This window comes from Anaerobacillus alkalidiazotrophicus (assembly GCF_001866055.1).
Genome location: NZ_MLQS01000028.1, coordinates 1 through 21,729, shown reverse-complemented (window position 1 = coordinate 21,729; position 21,729 = coordinate 1). Strand labels below are relative to the sequence as shown.

The window sequence follows — 21,729 nt, the reverse complement described above, 5'->3', positions numbered from 1 at the left end:
AAAAATCGTATGACATGATCAACCTCTTCAACCTTCTTAATGAGCACATCTTTCAATCCTGGCAAATCTATGATAAAATTCACTCACACGCAACCCCAATCTTTTACTTGTTTCTCGTCAATTCAAGTATAAAAGAATTGGTAGGTTGCGTGTTCTTTTTTGCTTCATGGGCTACGCCCATGAAGCAAAAAAGAAGAATATCACCACTAACCTAATTGTTTGGATACCCCAACAATTATTATAGAGCCATTTAAATTGCTATGAAACCCACACACAGGCATATGAACCTTTTAGAAAAGAGAACCTTACTCAAAAGTAGGTTCTCTTTCCTTTACCCTTAATCTCTCCCTCTACCTCTTCCAGGGTTATTTTCCCTATCTTTTCCACGTTTATCTCTTTTTTCTGCTTCTTTCTTTTTCTCTTTCTTTTTCTTATCTGTTTCCTTCTCTTTTCGTTTTTCTTGCTCTTTTTTCTTCGTTTCTTTTAAGACTTCCTCACGGTAATTTGTTGGTTTCAAAAATGGTGAAATAACTGTGTCTTGTAATGCACTAGACATGATCGTTTGAAAAATTCTTGCAGGATGATTACCACCGGCTGATTGCATCACATGGCTTGGATCGACTTTATCATAACCAACCCAAACCGCCGTCACTAATTCAGGTGAATATCCAACGAACCAAGCATCCCTTACACCATTAACCCCTTGAAAATCTCCGGTATTAGGCAATTGGGTTGTACCCGTTTTTCCAGCGGTCGGTCGACCGAGCGCTGCATTTTTTCCCGTTCCTTCTTCTACAACACCCATTAACATTCTTGTCATCGTATAGGCATTTTCAGGTTTCATCACTTGAACTTCTTCTTCTTCAACTTCTAATAATATTTCTCCAGTACTCGAAGTAATTTTTGTAATTGCATGAGCTTTCTTCATCGTACCTAAATTAGGAAACATTCCAAATGCTTGAGCCATTTCTAGTGGAGAAACTCCTTTAGTGAATCCACCGAGCGCTAAACTTAAATTGCGATCATCTTGATGAAGAGGGATATTCGATTTTTGTAAAAAATCAATTCCTTCTCCTACACCAATTTCATGTAACAATGCTACTGCCGGAACATTAATTGAGTGAATTAACGAATTGTAAAGGGAAACTCTCCCTTGATAACGATCATTATAGTTTCTAGGTGAATAGCCATTAAAGTCCGTTTTCTGATCAATAAGCATCGAAGTTGGTTTAAAGCCATTTTCTAGTGCCGGAGCAAATACTGCTAACGGTTTTATCGCAGAACCTGGTTGCCGCTTTAATTGAGTCGCCCGATTAAAACCACGATATACATGCTTGCCCCGATAGCCGACAAGACCACGAACCCCACCACTATAAGGATCAATGACAACTGACGCACTTTGAACCAGTTGATCACCTGTTTGAGTTGGGAATAATTCATCATTTTCATATGTGATCTCAATAGCGCTCTGTACATCAGGATCCATTTGCGTAAAAATGTGCAAGCCGCCGGTTAAAATATCCTCTTCGCTAAACCCATACTTGTCAATCGCTTCTTCAATGACATAATCAACATAACTTGGATATTTACCTCTCAAACCGTCAATCTCCCAATCTCTTAAAACGATTGCTTCACTAACTGATTGTTCATATTCAGTTTCATCAATGTAGTTCTGTTGATGAAGTAAAAATAATACAAGATCTCGTCGTTCTTTAGCTTTCTGTTCATTTTGAAACGGAGAATAATGTGTTGGAGCTTTCGGTAATGCAGCTAAAAGAGCGGCTTCGGAAATCGTTATCTCCTCGACATCTTTACCAAAATAAATTTTGGCAGCATTTTGAATGCCCCATGTTCCCTCGCCAAAATAAATTTGGTTTAGATACAATTCTAAAATGGCTTCTTTGCTGTACTTGCGTTCAATTCGGTAAGCTGTTACAACTTCTCGAAACTTCCGGTCGTACGTTCTGTCATGAGTAAAAAAGAGATTTTTGGCTAATTGTTGTGTAATGGTACTCCCACCTTCAACAACAGAACCCGCTCGAAAATTTCGCCAAGCAGACCGTGTGATCCCACGAAGATCCACACCCCAATGGTCAAAGAAACGTTGATCTTCGACAGCGATAATGGCATGAATTAATTCATCTGGAACTTGTGATAAAGGTACAGTCGTAAACCTAGCAGAAGTTAATTCAGATGCCGCCTCACCATTTTTATCAAAAATCACCGACGGTTTTGGCAGCGGTTCTTCTAGCTTACTAAGATCAACCTCAAATGCTTTGGAAATTATTATTGTAAAAACTGCAGCAACAATCAAAAAGACTAGCGTTGCTGTGATCAACGTTGATTTAATCATACGACGTTTTTGCTTTTGTTTTCTCATCTGTTGTCGTTTCATTTGCTGTACACCTTTCTAGTTACTTATTGAACAATTATCTTTAAGTCTAACAATTTCTAACAGTTTATAAATAAGAATATTCTCCTAAAAATAACCTTTAATAAAACGGTAACTATAATAATATAGGAAATTAGTATTGAATGAAATGAGTAAAGTTTGTAAAAAAAGACAGTTAAAAAAACACTTAACAAATTTTTATAATGTAGTATAATAGATACATTCAGAAACGACATAGGCGATGGAGTTCGCCATTAACCGCTTAATAAAAGCTAATGACTCCTGCTAGCATCCGCTGGCAGGAGTCTGTTTATTTTTAGGAGGAAAAAAATAATGCAAACTGAAAAACACCCTATTCATGACGTTGTAAAAAACTCTCTTCATTTATCGACAATTTCCTATTTGATTAAATGGTTAATTATTTCAAGTATAGTAGGAATTTTAGCAGGTAGTGCCTCAGCCCTTTTTCTAGCTACTTTATATTGGGCCACGGAGACAAGGATTTCTAACCCTTATTTTCTTTATTTATTACCAGTAGCTGGTGTCATTGTTAGTTATGCTTATACGAAATTTGGGGCTAATTCAGGAAAAGGCAACAATCTAATTTTAGAACAAATCCAAGGTGGAAAAGAGCATATCCCTTTAAGAATGGCTCCTCTCGTTTTATTCGGAACGATCATGACTCATCTTTTCGGTGGCTCAGCCGGTCGAGAAGGTACTGCTGTTCAGATGGCGAGCAGTATGGCAGAGTCTGTTGGAAAAGTGTTCAAATTAGATAAAATGGATCGAAAAATTATTTTAATTAGTGGTATTAGTGCAGGATTTGGGTCTGTTTTTGGGACTCCATTAGCCGGAACTGTCTTTGGACTAGAAGTTATTGCCTTAGGTATTGTCAAGTATCAAGCTCTCTATCCTGCTTTCGTTGCTAGTTTTGTCGGAGATTACGTCACTACCGCTTGGGGAATTGGACATAGCCATTATGAGCTTGGTTTCATCCCTGAAGCTTCGTTACTATTAGTCGTAAAAGTTGTATTTGCAGCTGTTTTGTTTGGCTTAGCTGGTATGTTATTTAGTCAAATGACTTATTGGAGTAAAACATTATTTGCGAAGTATTTTGCTAATCCCATGCTAAGAAGCTTTGTTGGTGGATTAATAGTGCTTACAATCGTCTTGTTATTAGGAACAACAGACTATATCGGCTTAGGATTGCCTTTAATCTATGACTCATTTGAAGCGGAAGTTTCACCATTTGCTTTTTTCCTTAAGACATTATTAACATCAATTACATTAGGAGCAGGGTTTCAAGGTGGAGAAGTGACCCCACTATTTGTGGTAGGGGCAACTTTAGGAAACACGATCTCTGGATTTTTAGGGGTACCTGCACCATTTTTAGCAGCACTAGGCTTTATCGCGGTATTTGCAGCAGCTACCAATACTCCGATTGCTTGTTTTATTATGGGAATTGAACTTTTTGGTGCTGATGCAGCCATTTATATGTTTATGGCCACCATGGTAAGCTATTTCTTTTCTGGACATACAGGGATCTATTCTTCTCAGAAAATCGGGGTTTCAAAAAGTAGATTGTTTAGCCACCATGAAGAACAAACGTTACTTTCAGCCAAAAAACAAACTCAAGAAAAGGAGGAAACCCCATGGAAAAAATCCTTATCATCTTAATTTCTATTGGACTACTAGTAACACTTTTCGCTTATATATCAAAAAGTGCGATAAAAAGTGCAGTACCCTTACAACAATATCGTATGAAAGGCCAGTTTGCTGCTAGAGATTCTAGCTTTCTTTTACCTGTTAGTCCGGGTACTTTCATTTTTACCATTGATATTAACAAAGGCAAAGGTAAACTTGTTCATGGTGCTTTTAACCCTGATGGGGCAACTTGGCTACATCCGCCTACTAATCGTCCTTCATATTATGACTTAAATGAAGGTAAACACGAGTTAAAAATTGACATACAAACGTCTTTTGGAGAAGTTGATCGTATAGAAATTGTTAATCCCCATTATTTTAAAGAATTGGTTTTTAGCTATGACGTCAAAACGATAGAGTTGTACGAGGAAGAAAAACCTGAAAAATTTAAAATGGACAGGCAACCAACACAATCCCTTTAATTAGAAGCGTCTTCAAAGATGAAAGTTGGATTTCTACTATATAATAGCTGAATTAAAGCTTTCGCAGGTTAGAATTTGCGGAAGCTTCTTTATTTTTAAAATAATTTATGCTTAATGATGTTATCATTGATTATCGTTAGTTTGGATACTCTAATAAAGAATTTACTTAGTAAGGAGTATTTACCATGTCAATTGATGCCTTTATTATGGGGATTGCTTTTATCATGATTCATTTGCTCGCAAATGATTTAATACCTTCTGGTCGTATTCAGCGTTTAAAATGGTTCTCCTTTTCAGGGGGATTAGCTGTATCTTATGTTTTCGTTTATGTTCTACCTACCTTACATAAAGAACAAATATTAGTAAAAAAATATGGAAACTATTTCACCATGGAGTCGGAATTATATTTTATTGGGCTATTAGGCGTTTTAATTTTTTACGGGATTCAAAAAGTCGTTCGAAAGGAACAGCGCAGTGGCAATCCAAAGAAGGCTCGTGCACTGTTTTGGTTACAAATCAAGTTTTTTGGCTTTTATAACATGTTAGTCGCATATACAATTCTTTCTCATAATGTATCGGGAATTCAAGCAGTTTTTTATGGAATTGCCGTTGGGCTCCATTTTGTCGCTGTTGCCCACGACTTATGGCGCGAAGATGCAGATATTTATAATAAACATGGAAGATATGTACTTGCACTCGGTATCGTAGTCGGCTGGATCACGGGGATGACTATATCATTATCACCGTTGATCGAATCGATGATCTTTGCCTTTATCTCAGGTGCAATGATATTAAATGTTTTAAAATATGAATTACCACCAGATGACGAAGCACACTTTCCAACATTTGCGATTGGAGTCGTGGCATATACGACGCTTACGATGTCGATGAAGTTTTTCTTTCAGTGGTGAATTGGTTTGGTGTGTTCATATTCGTAACTTTTGACATGAAGTAATTAAGAATATTCAGTTTTGTTTCAAAAAATAAGAACACCAATTTGGTGTTCTTATAACTTAGCTTTTATTCTACATTGACCGTCTTAATAATTCTCTTTCCTCTTCTCGGTCATTTCTTATTTTTATTCTTATCTTAAGTCCCACAACAGAAAGAATCATAATAATTAGTAAGAAATAAACTAAATATTGTTGGTCAAGGGAAATTAAACCTAATGAGAAAGTTGAAAGAATAAGCACGAAAAGAGCATGACCAACAAATGTACTCAAGATAAAATCTTTTTGCTTTACGTTGCTTACTCCACTAACAATGTTGATAATACTTGAAGGAATGATAGGAAGCATTCGAGCAATCAAAATAGTCGAAAATCCATTCTCCTCAATTTTTTTCAATATCCCCGCATGACTATATTTTTGTTTTTGAAGCCATGAATAAAGTGAGTACCTTGCCAAGTAAAAGACAAGAAGTGACCCTAAAATATTTCCAATTAAACTCCAAAAGTAGCCGTATATAAACCCAAATAACCATATATTAAACATTGTTAACAAAAGGAATGGGACAAAGGAAAATAAATTTTGGATGAACATAAATCCTAAAGTGATTAACATTACACTCCCCAAATCTTCCCCCATCATTTTTTTTAACGTAGACCATTCTCCAGCTTTTATATATCCTACCCATTCTTTTTGGTTGAAAAGTAAAAGTGCCATCATTACTAAGAACGAAAGAAAAATGACTACTTTCATTTCCTCCCTCCTTTTCAAGTTCAGTTTTTCAAACATTAATGAAAGAAGAAACTCTCTATTTTTATCCAAGGATACCCCTTTTTTAATCCATCAAATTAATTATAATATGAAAATGTGATGATTTTATGTAGTTATAAAAAATCAAAATATATAGGCAATACATCATTATAGGATTGTAAAAAAACGTTATTTATATCTTCATAAATAATCCAAAATTACGTGTCATACTTTATCAAAAATGAATAAACGAAAATGTTATTCAAGGAAAGATGAGAATTATTATTTCTTAAAAGAGGTGGGGACGTGTTTTCAAATACTAAATTATCGACGAAAATTTATTCTCTAGTAATATTAGGTGCCATTTTTATTAGTGTGGTAGGGGGAATGGGTTACTATTATTTAACTAAAATGAATGAAGAATTACATATCATTTATACAGAAGGAGTATTACCAATAAAACATCTGTATGGACTAGTTGATATAGAAGATAATTTCCATATACACGATAAAGTTCAGGGCTTACAAAACGACGGTATAATTAATAATGATATACACAACGATTTTAATGAGAAAGTTATTGAAAACCTTTTGCGAGTAGATGTTATTCATCAAGAAAGTCTACTTCATTTTGCTCAAGCAAAAAAAGCAATGCTGTTGGTTATTATAATAGGAGTGGTAAGTACTTTAATCATTGGGCGAAAACTGAGTATGTTTATTATTAAACCTTTAATAAAAATTGTTAATGTAACAAACGAAATTACTAAAGGCAATTTAAATATTGATTTTATAAAAGAAGAAACAAAAGATGAAGTCGGAGAACTTTCAAATTCAATAAGTAAGATGATTGACAATTTAAAACTTTTACTTTCCCAGTCTTCCATTTCAAGTAAGCATGTACGTTTATCTTCAGACCAGCTTTCAGAAAAGATAAATCATGTAGTTAAATCTTCAAAACAAATTTCCACATCCATTCAAAATACTGCTACTGAAACTAATTTTATTATTAAAGGAAATGAAAAAAGTCTTGACGATATGAGAAATATGACAAATGGAATAAAAGAAATTGAAAATTATTCAAAAAATGTGAAGGAAGCTTCTGAGAATGCCATTAATGAAGCATTAAATGGCGAAATATTGATAAAAAAAGCTAAAGAACAAATGGGCTTAATTAGTAAAGTAGTTACTACTTCAAGTAATGAAGTTCAGTCTTTAAGTACAAAAACTGAGGAAATCGGTAAAATAACTGAAGCCATTGTTCAACTGTCATCTCAAACAAATTTATTGGCTTTAAACGCTTCATGCGAAGCTGCAAGAGCTGGAGAAGCCGGGAATGAATTTTCTGTTGTAGCAAGTGAAGTGCGAAAATTAGCTGAACAAACAGATACTTATGCGAAACATATTACAAGCATAGTTTCAGAAATTCAAGAAGGTAGCGTTAAATCTAGAAGGGGAATGGAGCAAGTAACAAAGGAAGTAATTCGCGGTAACGCAATTATTGATAAAGGTAGTGATGGGTTTAATGCTATTCTGAATAAGACACAAGAAGTTTCAAAGCAAATAATATCAGTGACAAAACACCTAGAATTAATGTATCTGACTTCAATAGAAGTTTTAGATAATTTGACATCTATAGATACGATTACGAAAGAATTTTGTTATAGGTTTCAAGAGGTGGCATCTTCTTCGGAAGATCAGATGCAGTCACTAAATGAAGTTTTACAATTTGCAGACTCACTTAAACAAATGGCGATTGAATTGGACGGAGAAATTAATCAATTTAGATTAAAATAAAAAAATTTTATTACGAAAATTTAAGTCTTCTAAATTTGTATAAAAAAAGTATTCTTCATAAAATCTACAACAATATCAGTTAAACTATACCACTGTGCTTATGTTAAGTAAGGTAATGAGCAACATGTTGAACTTGTCGAACATTTTTCCGACAAAACTGATATTGAGGTGATATTGTTGTATACAAAAAATTATAGTGTCCCTGTCGAATTAAATAAAGCTATAGATATGATAATAGAATGTACAGTTTCAACTCGGTTTACCGTTAGAATACCGAAATTGATTAGGGAAATATTATCTATAAGTCCTGGAGATTTAGTTAATGTAGGCTTTTCAAACAATCAAGAAGCCTTACTAATTAGTAAAGCAATACATGATACTATAGATAACAAAATAATAGTAAGTAAAAGTAATATAATTACAATTCCTGTTGAATTACGTAGATATTTAAATATAAAGAGAGGTGATCAGTTTAAGATTTATAACATTAATAACAGAATTATGGTTTTAATGAAAAAGAAATGAAATAAGAATTAGTGGAGAAAATTTGTATTGTTTAATACGAAAAACTAGTAAATAGGTAATTTATAAAGGAAAAATCTAGAGAACTCGTTCTAGCTTCGCTAGAACATCGGAAATTCAGATGGAGTCTCAACTCCACCTGAATGGAAGTTCCCACCTACGCTACGCTTAGAGATGGGGGTCTATGACCCTTAAGTTCAAATCAGTTTGATTAAAATGTAAACCATTGGTTGTCTAAAAAACATTCCTAAATAATCTAAATATGATGGTTAACTGAAATATTCAATAATGTTAATATATGAATAGAAATACAATAGCCGCCATTAATATGGTGGCTATTTTTATAGATTATTCACTTTTTTTAAAGCTAACGATATAATGACCTATTATTGAAGTTTCTTGAAGGTTATACGATATTTTTTAGTTTTCCTGTTCTTATATTTACTACCGGACTGTTATAAAACCACCTATTTTTGTTTTTTATAGCATCTTTTAAAACTCTTACCATATTAACTGGAACCATGACCATCATTACCATTATTACCGTAACTAACATAACTGTAACCACCGTCACTATAACCGTCATCATCACAACCATTATCTTCCATACCAATTGACCTAAGGTTTCCACAATCCTCATGTCCATGACATCATCTCCAAAATATTAATTTATACCCTTAATATAGAATACCCAAAATCTATGAAGGAAAAATTAAGAAAGTTTGTATAAGTTAGGTCAAGTGTCCAACCTTGTTAAATTCCGGCATAAATACACAATCAACTTCAAACTATTTTTTTTACTCATCAGAAGCTCTCATCTAGTAAGAATTGCTACCTTCTTCATAATTTTTACATATTCATCCTTTATGATAGAAATAAAGCTGAACTTCAATCAGTGGGGGTTTTTCCTTCATCCCCCACTGATTGTTAGTTTAACTTATACCACGGGCATAAGAATAACTAATCATCAGCTTTCGCCGATGAAAGTTATTCTATATCGGACCTTTAGGAGCAGTTAATCCCCCAACTAAACTTTTAGATTTTCTTACGTTTTGAGGTGGGGATCTTACTGTCCCTTAAGAGTGGGATAAAATTAAACGCCAAAGGAGTAAAACATGAGTAGATATTTATTTTTAAAAAGTTTTTTAAATTCTCCAGGTACAATCGGTAGTATTACCCCAAGTTCAAAAAAGCTAGCCCAAAAAATGATCAGCGAATCTTCGATCAATTGCAACTCAATCGTAGTCGAACTCGGTGCGGGAACCGGGGTAATAACAGAAGTAATTCTTAAAAATGTCTCATTAATTCATCCGCTAATTATTTTTGAAAAGGATGAACAATTAATAGACGTACTACGAAACTACAATAATACAATTCTGTATAACGATGCCTTCCTACTAATAGACCAGTTACATACTTTACAAAATAAAGTTGATATTATTTTTAATAGTCTACCATTATTAAACTTTTCCAAAAGTCAAATTGGAGATCTTTTATGGCAATCCTACGATCTATTAAAACCTGGTGGTAAATTAATTGGATTTCAATATACTCCTATCCATTTCGGGATGATTAAAGAGATATTTAGTGAAACAACAATTAAATTTGTTCCTTTAAACTTACCCCCTGCATTCATTTATGTTTGTCAAAAAGTTTAAATCCAATTGAATTCACTCTTTAAAAATTCACTATTTTACTTTCTCTCCTATATGTTTAATGGACAAGCTTTTAATCAACAAAGAAATATTCAACAGGTTAAAATAGTTTCTAATAACTCTCTTCACTTTTGTATTTGGTAATTAACTTGTGTAGGAATGGCAGTATATTTTTTGTATTTCAAAACTCCATTGTTTTGCTTATGTACGAATTAGGACATGAGATTGAGTGTGTTATTTTATAACATTTAAGCGACTACTCAAAGTTTGTTCTACTACTGTTATAATTAAGTGCCAAAATGATATATTGATCATAAAGCTGAACTTCAATCAGTGGGGGTTTTCCTTCATCCCCCACTGATTGTTAGTTTAACTTATACCACGGGCATAAGAATAACTAATCATCAGCTTTCGCCGATGAAAGTTATTCTATATCGGACCTTTAGGGGCAGTTAATCCCCCACCTAAACTTTCCGATTTCCTTACGTTTTGAGGTGGGGGTCTTACTGTCCCTTAAGAGTGGGATAAAAGACAATGCCTAGCAATTTGATGCTAGGCATTTATTTCCAACGATTTTTATAATCTACTATTCTATATTACTTGATGACAGCCAACATTATATCCTAATCCATTGACAACCTCTTCAATTTGTAGAACATGAATTTTCGTAGTATCCAAGTTAACGGTTACCTTATTTTTTTCTAGGTTAACCTTAGCACTAGAAACACCATCCATTTGTGTTAGTGCACCTTCAATTGTACTAACACAATGTCCACAACTCATCCCTCGAACAGAAATTTCCACCTTTTTCATTTTTATATCTCTCCTTGTAATTTATATTTTCCCTGCACGAAATTGCGAAAGGGAGTTAAAGCGTAACTGATTTAAACTTTTTAAGTCTCATTGTATTTAATACTACTGACACGGAACTAAAAGCCATTGCAGCCCCCGCTAATGCTGGATTTAGAAAAATTCCGATAAATGGATAGAGTATTCCAGCAGCAACTGGAATTAAAACTACATTATAACCGAACGCCCATCCTAAGTTTTGCCAAATCATGTGCATGGTTGACTTCGCTAACTTTAGCGATGTGACGACACTCATGATGTTTCCTCGCATTAATGTAATATTAGCGGTTTCCATCGCTACATCTGTTCCCGTTCCTATTGCAATACCAACATCGGCTTGCGCCAAGGCAGGGGCATCATTAATACCGTCTCCCACCATAGCTACAACTTCATTACCTTCTTGTAATTTCTTCACTTCTGCTGCTTTATGCTCTGGTAGGACCTCAGCAATAAACTCATCAATACCCGCTTCTTTTGCAATGGCTTTTGCAGTCCGGTAATGATCTCCGGTAAGCATAATCACCTTGATTCCCATGGATTTTAGTGCTTTAATTGCAGGAACAGTGTCATTCTTTAAGGTATCTGCCACTGCAATAATACCTGCGTACTCTCCGTTAACTGCTACAAACATTGGTGTTTTTCCTTGATCCGCCAGACCTTCTGCAATTTGTTTCATCTCATGATTTGTAACGTTATGATCGTTCATGAATTTTATATTACCAACTAATATCTCTTTATTATCAATAGTTCCAATTAATCCATGACCTGTTACTGCCTCGAAAGTATCTGGGTCTTGGAGATTTAATTGTCTATTTTTAGCTTCCTGAACGATTGCTTCTCCTAATGGATGCTCAGACACTTTTTCAACTGAGGCTACGAGCTTTAATAATTCAACCTCTGAAAATGTATGGCTGGTAATAATATCAGTTACTGTAGGTTTCCCGTCAGTTAGCGTACCTGTTTTGTCTAATACTACAGTAGTAACTTTGTTTGTCCTTTCAATACTGGCTGCGTCTTTGATTAAAATACCATTTTCAGCACCTTTTTCTGTACCAACCATAATAGCAGTTGGAGTAGCTAAACCGAGTGCACATGGGCATGCTATTATTAATACAGAAATAAATGACGTAAGTCCGACGATAAACGCAGGTTCTGGACCAATTGCCCACCATACAACGAAACTAATAAGTGCCAAGATAACGACAGCTGGAACGAAATAAGCAGAGATTTTATCTACTACACGTTGTATAGGAGCTTTTGACCCTTGTGCTTCATTAACCAAGCGGATAATTTGAGAAAGCGCGCTATCTTTCCCGATTTTTGTAGCTTTTAGTGTAAAACTACCTGTTTTGTTTATTGTGGCTCCAATTACTTCACTGCCAACTTCTTTTTCAACAGGGATAGATTCTCCTGTCAGCATCGATTCATCAACAGAAGATTTCCCTTTAATTACTTCCCCATCCACGGGTATTCTTTCTCCAGGACGCACGACGATGATATCATTGATAATAACGTTTTCTACAGGTATCTCTACTTCATTTCCATTACGTACTACAGTAGCTGTTTTGGCCTGTAAATTCATTAATTTTTTGATGGCAGAAGAGGTCTCCCCTTTTGCCTTTGCCTCGAGATAACGACCGAGAATAATAAGCGTAGTAATTACCGTTGTTACGTCATAGTACAATTGATAAGGAAAACCAATATTAGATAGAGTAGTAGGGAACAACGTCATAGCCCCACTATAAAACCAGGCAGCTGTTGTACCCATCGCTACAAGTACATTCATGTCAGCTGATTTATTTTTTAATACTTTATAACTATTACTGTAAAAACGCCACCCTGGTCCCAACTGGACAAAACTAGTTAATAGAAGTAGCCAATACGGATTTGACATGAAGCTTGGCACCCAGTCTCCCCATCCAAGAAACATATGAGGGATACTTCCAATAAGGACGATAGACGTTAAGATGGCACCAAAAATGAAATCCTTTTTTAATTTTTTTGTTTCTTTTTCTTGCTCAAGACTGACATCCACTTCATTTGTATCATCAATGACATTTCCGCTATAACCAATACCTTCGATTGCTTCTATGATATGTTTTGGTTCAGCTACTCTATTATCATAAGATACTTGTGCTTGATTGGCGGCTAAATTAACATTCACAGAATGTACACCTGGTATTTTCGATATTTTCTTTTCTACTCGATTAACACAGGAAGAGCAAGTCATTCCTCTTACAGAAAAAAGTGTTTTTTCCATTTCATTCACCTCATCGTTAAATTTAATATACCCATACAATACAGGGGTAGGGTATATATGTTTAAAAAATTGAAATAAAGCAATTAGATTGCTTTATTTCATTGATTTACTACAACTTGAACATTTAATGTTAACGCTAAATTATTGTTAGTTATGTTTCATACAATGATAATTTTTACATCGACATTGGCCAGGAGCGCAATTACATTTCACTTCTTCAACGGCATCTTTTTTCTTTTCTTCTAAAATTCTCTCTAACAAAATGATGTCATCAACACTTAATGTTGCCTCTGAAATCAGATTTCCTATAGTTTTTCCAACTTCTTTAGTACAGATATTATCAAAAAATCCAGTGATAAGATTTTTTAATGTTTCCTCTTCATTTATAGCCGCTGTGTAGAGGTAGCGTTTTCCACTCGCTTCTGTATTTAGCATTCCTTTTTTTACAAGACGCCCTATAAAAGTTTTTGTCGTTGCGGGTTTCCAATCTTTCTTATCTTGTAAAATAGTGATAATTTCTTTACTTGTCACTCTTTTTAATGTCCAAACTACACGCATGACTTCCCATTCTGATTCTGTAATTTTTGTTTCTACGTCTGTTGTCATGTGGGACCTCACCTCCTGTTCTTTTCTGTTTACAATTGTAATCGTTGGTGTTTAATTAAAGTTTACACTCGTAAACGATTATTGTCAATCAAATAATTAAAGTTATTTTTCTACTTATACGAGTAAGGATTTATTTTTATTTACCAGGAAAAAATTCACAATTACTTCATATTAGTTTGATAAAAATAAATAGAATTATTTTATTTTCATAGTTAAAGGAGAGGTTTTGTTTGTCACTGTTACATATTATTGTTCTAGCACCACTTTTATTTGCTGTCAGTATTCCTCTTTTAAACAAGTTTGTTTATAAAATTCACCCTGGTTGGTGTATATTTTTCTTTAAACTAATTCTTTTTATTTATTTCTTTAAATTTATTCCTTTAAATAGTAATGGTGAAGTAAAAAAGGAAGTATATTCCTGGGTACCCTCATTAGGTATTAATTTTACCATTTATTTAGATGGTTTAAGTTTACTCTTTTCATTATTAATAACTGGGATTGGAGCGTTAGTCGTTTTATATTCCATCTTTTATTTACCTAAAGGTAAAGAAAATTTATCTAACTTCTATGTTTTTCTATTAATTTTCATGGGTGCAATGTTAGGGGTCGTTCTTTCTGACAACCTTATTGTCCTCTATATTTTTTGGGAATTAACAAGTTTAGCTTCTGCATTATTAATTGGTTTTTGGTACCATCGAGAAAAATCAACCTATGGTGCTCAAAAATCAATGTTAATAACCGTTTTTGGTGGATTTGCCATGTTAACTGGATTTATTTTGTTATTTATAATGACAGGTACATTTAGCATTCGAGAAATTATTGACCAATCTCATCTATTAACTAACAATCCACTGTTTCTACCTACCCTTATCCTTATCTTATTAGGTGCTTTCACAAAATCAGCACAATTTCCGTTTCATATATGGCTACCTGATGCAATGGAAGCGCCAACACCTGTCAGTGCGTATTTACATTCAGCAACTATGGTTAAAGCAGGGATCTATTTAATAGCACGGTTTAACCCGATTTTTGGTGGTTCCGTTGAATGGTTCTGGATTATTATAAGTGTCGGTACTGTAACTTTAGTTTTGGGAGCTTATTCAGCCGTCAAACAAACAGACCTTAAATCACTTACTTGTTGCTTTTGGAACAATCAGCCAATTAGGCTTAATTGTGACATTGTTAGGTATAGGATCGCCAGCGGTAAACTACGGTTACTCAAATGAAACAAGTTTCTATTTTGTTGCAAGCTTGGCTGCTTTATTTCATTTAATTAATCACGCTACATTTAAGGGGACTGTTTTTATGATTGTTGGGATTATCGATCATGAAACGGGAACAAGAGATATACGTAAACTTGGAGGATTAATGACATTTATGCCTATTAGTTTTACATTGGCTATCATAGGTGGGTTTTCAATGGCAGGTCTTCCACCATTTAATGGTTTTTTAAGTAAAGAAATGTTTTATACCGGGATAATTAATGCTTCGCAAATTAGTTTTTTCCCTATGAACCCATGGGGATATTTACTTCCTATCCTTGCATGGATAGCTAGTATTTTTACATTTTTATACAGCTTTATTTTTATTTTTCGGACTTTCACTGGAAAATTTAACCAAAATAAATTGAAAAAAATGCCTCACGAAGCATCTTTAGGTTTATTAATTAGTCCTATTATCTTAGCATCAATGGTCATTTTGTTATTTTTTTATCCAAACATTCTTTCCTATACCATATTAGAGCCTGCTATGTCTGCTATTTTTCCTAATGCTCTAAATTCAAATGAAAAGTTTTACGTAAACATTTACGCTTGGCATGGATTTAATATCGAATTAATGATGACGATCGGCGTTATCATCGTTGGCTCCATTCTCTATTTTATTTATCGTCGTCACATGAACACCTATCATATTTTTACGCAAAAAGATCCATTAAATAGAGTGTACGATATTTCTTTAAATTGGTTAATACGTTCATCTACTTATTTAACACGCTTACAAATGACAGGACTTTTAAGAGATTATCTAGTATATATGTTAACATTTATACTATTTATTTTAGGTTTTACTATGGTTCGATTTAATGCTTTTTCCATTGATACTAGTAATCTTACACCTATTCCAATATATATATGGATAGTCACCCTATTATTGATCACAACTGTTGTTAGTATTCCATTTATCAATAATAGAGTCACTGTTGTTCTTATTACCGGAGTCAGCGGTTACTTAATAGCTCTTCTATTTGTCATTTTCAGAGCTCCTGATTTGGCTTTAACCCAGATCTTAGTTGAAACAATAATGTTAGTGTTATGTATCGCTTGCTTTTACCATTTACCTGAACTTAGAAAAGAAAAATTTAAACCTACTTTTAAATTTATTAATCTAATAATATCTTTAGGGGTAGGGGGAATTATAACGCTTATTGCTCTTAGTGTTCATTCTATACGTAATTCAATAGGATTTGAATCGATTTCTCAATATTTTATTGAAAATTCATATACACTTGCTGGCGGAAAAAAATATCGTTAATGTCATTATTGTTAATTTTCGCGGTTTTGATACTTTACTTGAAATCATTGTACTAGGGATTGCAGGATTAGGGATTGTCACATTAATTAAATTAAAAGTAACCGAAAAAGATGTTTAAAGTAAAACAGCCTTCAAAAAAACACAAAAGTACACCAATTAATTGGTGTACTTTTCTATTTTTCAACTGGTTATGGTTCCTAATTAAATTATATAAGTATCGTTCCTTCAATTTAAGGCTTAAAGATAAAATCATTTAATAAAGCTGAACTTCAATCAGTGGGGGTTGTTTTCCTTCATCCCCCACTGATTGTTAGTTTAACTTATCGGACCTTTAAGGGCAGTTAATCCCCCACCTAAACTTTCCGATTTTCTTACGTTTTGAGGTGGGGTCTTACTGCCCCTTAAGAGTGGGATAAATTTAGAAAAGGTTTTTTAGTTATTTACTGTAAGTTTTTATGGCAATATACATAATAATTAGTATTAAGAGTGGAATGACAAACCATAGACAAATTTGAAATAATATACCTAAAAATACGAATGTAGAATAGTGACCTAAACTTATAATGATAACCATTGTTAAGCACATCAGACCTATAACAATAAAAATGGTTGCAGTTACCCATTCGGCTTTTTTCACATTCTCTCTCCCTCTTTCGTAGACAGTGGGAATGTAACGACCACGGTTGTCCCTACATTTAGTTTACTTTTTATGGTTATCGTACCATTTTGTAATTCTACTAGTCTCTTTACAATTGATAATCCTAGTCCAGATCCTCCATACTTACGTGAACGAGATTTTTCCACTCGGTAAAAACGTTCAAATATAAATGGTAAATCTTCAGCGGATATACCAACTCCTGTATCCATAATAACTATTTTTACTACCTTCTGTTTCGTTACAATTTCGATACTCACTTTGCCACTATCGGTATAACGAATTGCGTTTTCAATTAAATTTATAAATATTTGTTCCAATCTTAGTTCGTCTCCTAAAATCAAAGGAGGTTCAGAAGGCTTTTCCAAAGTATAACCTAACCCTTTTTCTTGTGCTCTAAATTTTGTTTTAAGATAAACTTCTTCAACAAGTTCAGAAACATCAATAAATACATTATTTAAATTAATCTTTCCTTCTTCAATCATCGATAAGTCTGACAAATCACTAATCAAGTTGGTTAATCGTGTTGTTTCATTATCGATAATGTTTAAGTATTGGTTTTTTTCTTCATTAGATTTATATAACTCTTCTTTTAAAACTCTTGAATACCCTTTAATATAAGTTAATGGAGTTCGTAATTCATGAGAAATGTTAGCAAAAAATTCATTTCTACCATTTCTATACCTTCTTAGATCTTCTGCTAGATCATTTATAGCTTCACCTAGTGAACCTATCTCATCTTTCGAAGATACTTGTAATTTGGTATCTAGGTTCCCTTTGGCAATTCTTCTCGTAACTTGCTCCATTTGTATTAAGGGATATGATAATTTTTTTGAAAGAATGAGCGTAAACCCAATTGCAAGAAAAAAAGATCCTAGAGCAGCGAAAAATATTAAGCGTCTAATCTTTTCTAAAGAAGCTATGACACCTTCAATTGGTGTTAAAATATATACTGCACCCAAAAATTTATTGTCTAAAAAAATCGATGATCCAGAAATATAGTAAGTTTTATGGTGTGTTTCATCATATATATTCTCCTGAATAAGCCCTTTTTTAAGATTTGCTAATTCCTCGGTTGAAATTTTGTCACCAACTTGAGTATATTTAACATTAGAAACAACGACATTACCGCTGTCATCTACTACATACAACAAATTTTGTGATAAAGCAGCCATCAAATTTAGTACTTCAAATATACCTTTGTCGTGGTTGCTGGCAATTAGAGAAGCATATTGAGAAGAGATTTGTTGAGTATTTTCTTCTACAGTATTAAAATAAAAGCCAGAAAAAATTTCATGAATAACAAATCCTAAAGGAAATAATAACGCCAAAAATAGAGCAGTAATCGTCCCACCTAGTTTTAAATCTATTCTATTTAGGTTCATTTTTAGCCCTCTGCTCAAACTGATACCCTACCCCCCACACCGTTCGAATCGGTGAAAAGCTTAATCCAGCTTTCAATATTTTTAATCTTATGTTTTTTACATGTGTATCCACTGTACGGATATCACTAAGATGCTCGTCACCCCAAATTTGATATAACAACTGTTCTCTTGTGAAGACCCTACTAGGATGTTTGGCTAGACTATAAAGTAAATGAAACTCCTTAGGAGTAAAATCTACTTCATTATCTCGGATCAACACCTTTCTTGAATCCCAATTTAATGTTATCTCATTGAAAGTAATTGTCTTATTACTTTCATATTCCCCTTGAGATTCTGTTCTACGAAGTAGAGCATTAATTCTTGCTAATAATTCCTCTTTTTCAAAGGGCTTAGTTAAATAATCATCTGCTCCGCTATTTAGACCTTCTACTTTATCTTTTGTTTCTCTCTTAGCAGTTAACATAATAATTGGGATTTTATTTATTTCGCGGATTCGTTTGCAAACCTCAATACCGTCAATTTCAGGCATCATTAAATCAAGAATAATCAAATCAATTGAAAATTGCTTCACAATGTTTATTGCTTCGTAACCATCTTGAGCTTCTCTAACTTCAAACCCTTCACTTATTAAAAATATTTCTATTAATTTTCGCATTTTCCATTCATCATCAACAATTAACACTCGTTTTTTCTCCATAAATTAAATACCTCATTCAAATAATGACTTTAAAGAATAAAGATGTGCCAACTCAATTTATAAATTGTGGCATTTCATTTCCAACTGAATTTTCATAAATACCTTCAATAAAAGTAAGTATAGTTCAAATATGTCGACTAAAATCGAAACTTTGTTTACTAATAAAGTAATTACTTTTGCTATTGTAATTTCCTTTTCTGTGTTTTTCTAATAGCTTGAGGATATATTCAACGAAAGTGGCTCTTTGTATATACCATACCCTCCAAATAGTTCATCTGCACCCTCTCCTGATAATACTACTTTTACATGTTTACTTGCTAATTTAATTTAATCTTTTAATTTTCTAAAATCTCAAGACTATATATTAGATAGAAATTATGTATAATCTATGAACTTATTATTAATTTATTGAATTCTGTAAGCTCCTTGTAACTTCTATTTTCCTAACATTAAGTTTCAGCTACTATTGCCTTCATTTTTCAGGATTTTCACCAAAGAGTGCATCTATAGGACGTACAAAAAATGAAAAGTAACCTATAGTGTAGGTTGCTTTTCATTTTTCAAAGCAATTTGTAGTACCTTTATATGTTTACTCATTTAGTTAGAGGATAATTTGTTTTTTGAATCTTCTCCTAAACTGTCAACTTGTTTTCAGCTATCTCGTTTAATGAAAAATTTAGTCCTTATGTAATACCCAGGTTTACTCTTAATACTGATGTAGCATCAATAATATGTCTATTAATAGCAAGCTCTTCTGGACTAAATCCTAATGCTAAACCAATTAACTGTGGTAGATGTAAAATTGGCATTTCAATATCACCACTGTATCCTTTTTGTGCATCTGGTTGATACATATCTAATTGCATTTGACATAATGGACATGGCGTCACGATACAATGCGCTCCTGCCATTTTTGGTGAAATACAATTGATTGCCGTTAGTTTTAATACTTCTTTTTCTGCTGGGAAAACGGCATGGAACCCACAACAAGCTAATCGTTGATCAAAATCAACGCACTCAGCACCTAATGCTTCAGCTACAATTTCCATCGAACGTGGATTTCGATGATTTTCAAATCCCATAATTTGAGGTGGTCTTACAATATGACACCCATAAAAGTTAGCTACTTTTAAACCTTTTAGTGGCCTTTTTACTAGCTTCTTTAAATTTTCAATTCCATAGTCTTGAATAATTGCCCAAAGTAAATGAGTCACTTCGCTCGTACCTTTATATTCTAGACCTGATTGTTGCAGACCATTGTTAACCTTTTCCTTAAGTTCAGGATCTTTATCTAACTCGTTCTTCGTTGTTCGAATCATTAGTGTACAGGTGTTACAAACCGTCAATAACGGTACACCTAGCTTTTCAGCTAACGCTAAGTTTCTAGCATTGACGCTCGTTGCTAAAAAGTCATCCACATCTTGAATATGACTCGCACCACAACAAGTCCAACCTTCGAGCTCAATGAGTTCGATCCCTAGAGCATTTGCTACCTTTTTTGTAGAAATCATTAATTCTCCAGCGGCAGATTCTAACGTACAACCTGGAAAAAATCCGTATCTCATTATTGGCTCACCTCCTGGGCATATTGATAAATCTTTCTTATTCCCTCTATACCTTTTACTTTCTTTGGCATGTGTAGTGGATTAATTTTCCCTTTTAAAATCATTCGTGTAGCCATCGGAACTCGTTTTCCAATTGTCTTTGCCATTCCATCGGTCTTAATTGGTAACATCATTTCATTTAATCTACCAGTCTTGTGAACATCATCATAGAATGCATAAGCATGGCGAGCACCTTGGTTATCTTTAGCACCCATTTTCATCGAAACTTTTCGTAAGTAGGCAATTTGGTCTGTTAACGGAATACCTTTTGGACAGTTCGTTACACACTGCATACAGTGAATACATTTCCATAATTCATTTTCTAGTACTGGCTGAATACGTTGTAGTGGATCAGCATCTCTTGAATCAACAGCAAAACGGTAAGCTTTATTTAAAACGAACGGATCAAGATACCCACCATCATTTACATTTAGCTGTCCACACTCTGATGTACATACCCCACAAAGAATACAGGCAGTTGGTGAAGCAATTTTCGCAAATTCTGCTTCACTTTGCTTAAAGCCTTTCTCTACACTTCCGTCCTCAGAAGGGATTAACCATGGCTTAACAAGCTTAAGCTTCTCCACTTTTGGCTTCCAATCAATAACTAAATCTCTAATTACTTCATAATTTTGTAACGGTTCAAATGTTAAAACATTTGTTTCGAACGTTTCGATGATTTCATCTAGTGGCGTTTTACAGCCTAGATAAGATGTTCCGTTAATTCTTACTCCACAGCTCCCACAAATAGCGTGACGACAGGCAGAAGTAAAGTTTAATGTCGGATCCATTTCATCTTTAATTTTTGTTAATGCCCAAAGGACAGTTTTATTTTTTTCATAAGGGAATTGATATTCTTGAACCCACTTGGTTGTCCCGTCATAGCGATGAATTCTAAAAATAAATTTTTCCATTAGTATTTTCGCTCCTCTGGTTTATACTTTGTAATCTTAAC

General features: G+C 33.7%; 17 protein-coding genes, 2 pseudogenes and 1 riboswitch. Of the genes and pseudogenes, 7 read left to right on the top strand and 12 right to left on the bottom strand.

Annotated elements, in window-relative coordinates; all coding sequences use genetic code 11:
- Positions 1-337 precede the first annotated feature (337 nt).
- On the bottom strand, positions 338-2,395 hold the full coding sequence (locus BKP45_RS15985) for a transglycosylase domain-containing protein (protein ID WP_211272983.1): 2,058 nt from the start codon (positions 2,393-2,395) through the stop codon (positions 338-340).
- Between the two features lie 225 nt (positions 2,396-2,620).
- Positions 2,621-2,684, top strand: a riboswitch (Fluoride riboswitch).
- Positions 2,685-2,725: 41 nt separating this feature from the next.
- Here BKP45_RS15985 and BKP45_RS15980 point away from each other — a divergent pair.
- The 3 genes from BKP45_RS15980 (at position 2,726) to BKP45_RS15970 (ending at position 5,429) form a co-directional block, all read left to right on the top strand.
- Positions 2,726-4,069, top strand: a complete 1,344-nt coding sequence (locus tag BKP45_RS15980) for a voltage-gated chloride channel family protein (RefSeq protein ID WP_071390699.1) — start codon at positions 2,726-2,728, stop codon at positions 4,067-4,069.
- Positions 4,045-4,518, top strand: coding sequence for a hypothetical protein (locus BKP45_RS15975; RefSeq protein ID WP_071390698.1), 474 nt, complete (start codon positions 4,045-4,047; stop codon positions 4,516-4,518). Before BKP45_RS15980 ends, BKP45_RS15975 begins: the two co-directional genes overlap by 25 nt.
- Before the next feature lie 185 nt (positions 4,519-4,703).
- Positions 4,704-5,429: a hypothetical protein gene (locus BKP45_RS15970; RefSeq protein WP_071390697.1), complete on the top strand. Its 726-nt coding sequence runs from the start codon at positions 4,704-4,706 to the stop codon at positions 5,427-5,429.
- Between the two features lie 114 nt (positions 5,430-5,543).
- Here the strand turns inward: BKP45_RS15970 and BKP45_RS15965 are convergent, their stop codons facing one another.
- Entirely contained in the window at positions 5,544-6,218 is a 675-nt protein-coding gene (locus BKP45_RS15965; RefSeq protein ID WP_071390696.1) for a TVP38/TMEM64 family protein, read from the bottom strand.
- 303 nt (positions 6,219-6,521) lie between these two features.
- Between BKP45_RS15965 and BKP45_RS15960 the strand changes: the two genes are divergently transcribed.
- Together BKP45_RS15960 and BKP45_RS15955 are read left to right on the top strand one after the other, a co-directional pair.
- Positions 6,522-8,009 carry a HAMP domain-containing methyl-accepting chemotaxis protein gene (locus BKP45_RS15960; protein ID WP_071390695.1) on the top strand — a complete coding sequence of 496 codons (1,488 nt, stop codon included), beginning with the start codon at positions 6,522-6,524 and terminating at the stop codon, positions 8,007-8,009.
- Between the two features lie 177 nt (positions 8,010-8,186).
- On the top strand, positions 8,187-8,534 hold the full coding sequence (locus tag BKP45_RS15955; RefSeq protein ID WP_071390694.1) for an AbrB/MazE/SpoVT family DNA-binding domain-containing protein: 348 nt from the start codon (positions 8,187-8,189) through the stop codon (positions 8,532-8,534).
- A 403-nt stretch (positions 8,535-8,937) separates the two neighbouring features.
- Here the strand turns inward: BKP45_RS15955 and BKP45_RS15950 are convergent, their stop codons facing one another.
- On the bottom strand, positions 8,938-9,177 hold the full coding sequence (locus BKP45_RS15950) for a hypothetical protein (RefSeq protein WP_071390693.1): 240 nt from the start codon (positions 9,175-9,177) through the stop codon (positions 8,938-8,940).
- 469 nt (positions 9,178-9,646) lie between these two features.
- On the opposite strand from BKP45_RS15950, the gene BKP45_RS15945 reads away from it, so the two are divergent.
- Complete coding sequence (locus BKP45_RS15945; RefSeq protein WP_071390692.1) at positions 9,647-10,189, top strand: class I SAM-dependent methyltransferase; 543 nt, start codon at positions 9,647-9,649, stop codon at positions 10,187-10,189.
- Positions 10,190-10,777: 588 nt separating this feature from the next.
- On the opposite strand, the gene BKP45_RS15940 is transcribed toward BKP45_RS15945, so the two are convergent.
- The 3 genes from BKP45_RS15940 to BKP45_RS15930 form a co-directional block, all read right to left on the bottom strand.
- The gene (locus BKP45_RS15940; protein WP_071390691.1) at positions 10,778-10,999 is read right to left on the bottom strand and encodes a heavy-metal-associated domain-containing protein; all 222 of its coding nucleotides are present in this window, start codon (positions 10,997-10,999) and stop codon (positions 10,778-10,780) included.
- A gap of 55 nt (positions 11,000-11,054) precedes the next feature.
- Positions 11,055-13,295, bottom strand: coding sequence for a heavy metal translocating P-type ATPase (locus tag BKP45_RS15935; RefSeq protein ID WP_071390690.1), 2,241 nt, complete (start codon positions 13,293-13,295; stop codon positions 11,055-11,057).
- A gap of 147 nt (positions 13,296-13,442) precedes the next feature.
- Entirely contained in the window at positions 13,443-13,901 is a 459-nt protein-coding gene (locus BKP45_RS15930; protein ID WP_071390689.1) for a CopY/TcrY family copper transport repressor, read from the bottom strand.
- A 230-nt stretch (positions 13,902-14,131) separates the two neighbouring features.
- On the opposite strand from BKP45_RS15930, the pseudogene BKP45_RS15925 reads away from it, so the two are divergent.
- Positions 14,132-16,551 (top strand): annotated as a pseudogene (locus BKP45_RS15925) (Na+/H+ antiporter subunit A).
- A gap of 318 nt (positions 16,552-16,869) precedes the next feature.
- On the opposite strand, the gene BKP45_RS15920 reads toward BKP45_RS15925, so the two are convergent.
- From BKP45_RS15920 to BKP45_RS15900, 6 genes and pseudogenes are all read right to left on the bottom strand, one after another.
- Positions 16,870-17,070, bottom strand: coding sequence for a hypothetical protein (locus BKP45_RS15920; RefSeq protein ID WP_071390688.1), 201 nt, complete (start codon positions 17,068-17,070; stop codon positions 16,870-16,872).
- Complete coding sequence (locus tag BKP45_RS15915; protein ID WP_071390687.1) at positions 17,067-18,473, bottom strand: sensor histidine kinase; 1,407 nt, start codon at positions 18,471-18,473, stop codon at positions 17,067-17,069. Before BKP45_RS15915 ends, BKP45_RS15920 begins: the two co-directional genes overlap by 4 nt.
- Complete coding sequence (locus tag BKP45_RS15910) at positions 18,460-19,170, bottom strand: response regulator transcription factor (protein ID WP_071390686.1); 711 nt, start codon at positions 19,168-19,170, stop codon at positions 18,460-18,462. Before BKP45_RS15910 ends, BKP45_RS15915 begins: the two co-directional genes overlap by 14 nt.
- Positions 19,171-19,398: 228 nt before the next feature.
- A pseudogene (locus BKP45_RS21760) lies at positions 19,399-19,494 on the bottom strand (asparagine synthase-related protein); the annotation flags it as partial.
- 359 nt (positions 19,495-19,853) lie between these two features.
- Positions 19,854-20,735, bottom strand: a complete 882-nt coding sequence (locus tag BKP45_RS15905) for a CoB--CoM heterodisulfide reductase iron-sulfur subunit B family protein (RefSeq protein ID WP_071390685.1) — start codon at positions 20,733-20,735, stop codon at positions 19,854-19,856.
- Positions 20,735-21,688: a succinate dehydrogenase/fumarate reductase iron-sulfur subunit gene (locus BKP45_RS15900; RefSeq protein WP_071390684.1), complete on the bottom strand. Its 954-nt coding sequence runs from the start codon at positions 21,686-21,688 to the stop codon at positions 20,735-20,737. Before BKP45_RS15900 ends, BKP45_RS15905 begins: the two co-directional genes overlap by 1 nt.
- Positions 21,689-21,729 lie beyond the last annotated feature (41 nt).